Here is a 3,959-nt window from a genome sequence, read left to right as displayed (position 1 = left end):
CTCTGATCCACGATTCATGTAAATCCCTTTAAATTATTAAAATCAAGTATTTGATAAATTATATTTTATAGAAATGCTATTAATAAACAATATTTTTCATATATCTTTTCCTAAGAGTTTGATGAAAATCAAATTAATTGTAAAAAAATTAAACAGCCCCATCATCGTGCATGGGGTATTTTTTTGCCCAAAGAATAAGCACATTTTCAACTAAAAATAACCAAAAATAAGACTCAAAATTGGCACATTTTCTGCATTTCTAAATAAGTAATACTAAAACTTCATTTGGTAATACTTATCGAGGAGTTGCGATATGAATGATGCAAAAACTAAAAAACCACATCCACTCAAAGTATTTTTAGTTGAGTTATTCAGTGCCCGCGCTGGTGTGTATGTCAAACAAGAATTGAAAATCACAAAAGCAAAAGGATAAATCTGTGGCCAAAGCAAAATTGGCACGGATCAGTATCACTGTGCCTGAAACAACATTGAATGCTCTCGATCAAAAAATCGTAGATCAGCATTATGAAAGTCGATCTCAAGCGATTGTAGACATGATCAATCGGCATTTGATTGCAGAGCAGGCTCATTCAAATGCCGTGATGGTGGGTACGCTGACACTACTTTATGACGTGGAGCATATGCAACTTCGAAATCAACTAATAGATTTACAACAACAACATTTAACACAAGTGATTAGCTCACTTCACATTCAGCTTGATCAACAAAAGATACTCCAAGTCATGTTGATGCAAGGTGCAAGTTCAGAACTCAGGCATATTAGCCAGCAATTTATTGCATTAAAAGGTGTGATCAAGGGGCATCTCGAACTGATGGATGCGGTGATGCCTCCGATTCCTCAAAATGATTGAATTCAATAAGGAGTAAGTTTGTGAAAGACTTATGGACCATTCAAGACTGGAAAATGGCTTATAAAAATAAGCAAATCAAACTAGATGATTTACTTGATTATGTTAAAAGCATAAACAATCAAGATCATGCTTGGATTGAGATCGCATCTACGGCGCAGATTGAAATGCAGATCGAAGCATTGCAACAACAAAATAGCGCAGATTTACCATTATATGGTGTGCCATTTGCAGTCAAAGATAATATTGATGTTGCGGGTTTTCATACTACTGCTGCTTGTAAAGAAGCAGAGTATTTAGCAACTACAGATGCCACCGTGATTGCTAAACTTAAAAAGGCAGGGGCGGTAGTGATTGGCAAAACCAACTTAGACCAATTTGCCACAGGTTTAGTTGGTGTACGTTCACCTTATGGGGCTGTCAAAAATAGCTTCAATCCTGAATATATCAGTGGTGGTTCTAGTTCTGGCTCATCTGTGGCAGTTGCAAATGGCTGGGTTCCATTTAGTTTAGGTACCGATACAGCAGGTTCAGGACGAGTACCTGCAGGGCATAATAATATTGTTGGGTTGAAACCAACAAAAGGCTGGTTTTCGACTACAGGGTTAATGCCGGCTTGTCGCACGATTGATGTCATTTCTATTTTCGCATTAACAGCGGATGACGCATGGCAAGTGGCAAGTATTATGCAAGGATATGATGAAACAGATGAATATTCACGTGCTCATCCAGCAAATGTTCCAACACAGTTTTCCAAAGGAAAAATTGCAATACCTGCACAGCTAGAGTTTTATGGGGATGTAGAGAGTCAAAAAGCTTTTCAAGTTGCTATCGAACGGGTCAAATCATTAGGCTATGAAGTAGAAAGTATTGATTTCACTGTGTTTAATGAATTGGCCAAAGCTTTATACAATGATGCTTGGGTAGCTGAAAGAACAGTTGCTGTAGAACGTGTTATATCACGTGAGTTAGCTCATCCTGTGATCAAGGAAATTATTTCCCAAGCCGATAAGTTTAAAGCAACCGATGCTCTGAAAGCTGAATATAACAGGGCAGTTTTTGCTCGAAAAATCAATCTGGCTTTAGCATCTTTTGATGCCTTGATGGTTCCTACTGCACCGACTATTTATAAAATCGCTGATGTAGAAGCCGATCCGATTGTTAAAAATTCGCATATGGGGGCTTATACCAATTTTGTGAATTTTGCAGATTTATCCGCTATAGCTTTGCCTAATCTGATCCGTGAAGATGGTCTTCCGAGTGGTGTGACCTTTATAGCACCAGCTTGGCATGATCAGACATTGGCTAATTTTGCCCAGAAATGGCAGGAAATCACTGATCTGACCTTAGCCAAATCTGATCAAAACTACCAAAAAACGATTGGAATTCAGTCTGAAAACTCTGTGAAACTGGCAGTAGTTGGCGCACACCTGACAGGGATGCCTTTAAATTTTCAGCTTACTCGCCGACAAGGCACGTTACTTAAAAAAACCAAAACAGCATCCAGTTACCAGCTTTTTGCCTTGAAAAATACGACACCACCGAAACCAGGCTTGCAGTTCAATGCCAAAGGGAAAGCGATTGAAGTTGAAGTATGGGATATACCGCTTGCCAACTTTGGGGCAATTGTTGCCGAAGTTCCAGCGCCACTCGGAATTGGGAATGTGCAATTAGAGGATGGGACATGGGTGAAAGGTTTTATTTGTGAAGCATATGCGTTAGCGGATGCAACGGATATTAGCCACTTTGGGGGATGGCGTGCATATATCGAGCAACTCAAATCAACCAATACAACATTTAAATGTGAAAAGATCGGGGGAATATCTGTATGATGAGTAAGGCTTTTTTATCTATTTCGATTTTATCTGCAATTTTACTGAGTGCTTGTGATAACACAGCCAAGATTCCAGAAACCAAAGATAAGGCACAGGCTTCTGTTGAAAGTAAACCGATTACCATTGGTTATAGTGACTGGCCTGGTTGGGTCGCCTGGCAGGTGGCAATTGAAAAAGGGTGGTTAAAAGAAGCTGGTCTAAATGTTGATTTTAAATGGTTTGATTACTCAGCATCTCTGTCAGCATTTTCAGCCAACCAGCTTGATGCAGTACTGGTAACGAATGGCGATAATCTGGTTACAGCATCGGGTGGGACACAAGGTTTAATGATTCTGGCGACTGATTATTCTGCTGGTAATGATGTGATCATTGCCAAAGAGGGAATAAATAGTGTTCAGGATCTAAAAGGCAAATCTATTGGTGTTGAAAAAGGACTTGTAGATCATCTTTTGCTTTCTACTGCATTAACAGACCAAAAAATTGCTCAGACAGATGTGAAGCTGGTCAATTCCGCCACAAACCAGTTGCCACAGGTATTTTCAAGTCCTGAAGTTTCTGCGATTGCAGTTTGGCAGCCTATTGCGAGTCAAGCATTGAAAGCTGTAACGGGTTCTAAAATCATTTATAGCTCTAAAGATAAACCAGGCTTAATTTATGACACTTTGACCGTGAATATGAGCCATTTATCTGCCCATAAAGATGAGTGGAAAAAAATCATTCAGGTTTGGGATAAAACGGTTAAATATATCAATGATCCGGCTACACATGATGATGCCATCAAAATTATGGCAAATCGTTCAGGTGTGGATCCGAAACAATATGAGCAGATGGTCAATGGTACACATTTATTGGATATTGATGCCAATAAAAAAGTATTTACCAAGGGGAGTGGTTTTGATTCGATCTATGGTTCTTCATATCACGTAAATAAATTTAATGTCGAAAATGGTATTTATAAAACTGAGCAAAATGTTGATGGGCTGATTTATCCATCACTGATTCAAGAACTCAAGTGACATAAAATTCTAGATAGCCTGAGTGAATCTTGGGCTATCTATCAGGTAGGCTTACGCAAAAATTTTCTCATTTAATTGTATTTTTGCAACACATACCATATTCAAATAAAAATCTGGTAACAAAATCACAGTCCTTAATATTTTTAGCCCCGTTAGAATTTTTTCAGGTTTTTATTCATGTTTTGGGACATATATGGTCTAACTTATAGTTGTGATCATATATATCGAAAATAGTTTAG

Annotated in this window: 3 protein-coding genes; all 3 read left to right on the top strand. The window is 38.3% G+C overall.

Features of this window, described 5'->3' with window-relative positions; translation table 11 throughout:
• Window positions 1-437 precede the first annotated feature (437 nt).
• The 3 genes from KPC_RS18315 to KPC_RS18305 are packed head-to-tail and all read left to right on the top strand — an operon-like array spanning window position 438 to window position 3,720.
• Complete coding sequence (locus tag KPC_RS18315) at window positions 438-872, top strand: CopG family ribbon-helix-helix protein (protein ID WP_121975766.1); 435 nt, start codon at window positions 438-440, stop codon at window positions 870-872.
• Window positions 873-892: 20 nt separating this feature from the next.
• Window positions 893-2,701 (top strand): allophanate hydrolase, encoded by a 1,809-nt coding sequence (atzF, locus tag KPC_RS18310; RefSeq protein ID WP_121975765.1) that lies wholly within the window; start codon window positions 893-895, stop codon window positions 2,699-2,701.
• Window positions 2,698-3,720, top strand: a complete 1,023-nt coding sequence (locus KPC_RS18305; protein ID WP_121975764.1) for an ABC transporter substrate-binding protein — start codon at window positions 2,698-2,700, stop codon at window positions 3,718-3,720. The genes atzF and KPC_RS18305 overlap by 4 nt, the downstream gene beginning before the upstream one ends.
• Window positions 3,721-3,959 lie beyond the last annotated feature (239 nt).

It is taken from the genome of Acinetobacter stercoris, from assembly GCF_900323515.1.
Classification (GTDB): domain Bacteria; phylum Pseudomonadota; class Gammaproteobacteria; order Pseudomonadales; family Moraxellaceae; genus Acinetobacter; species Acinetobacter stercoris.
The sequence above is the reverse complement of the archived record's forward strand: the minus strand, read 5'-3'. Positions and strand labels throughout refer to the sequence as shown.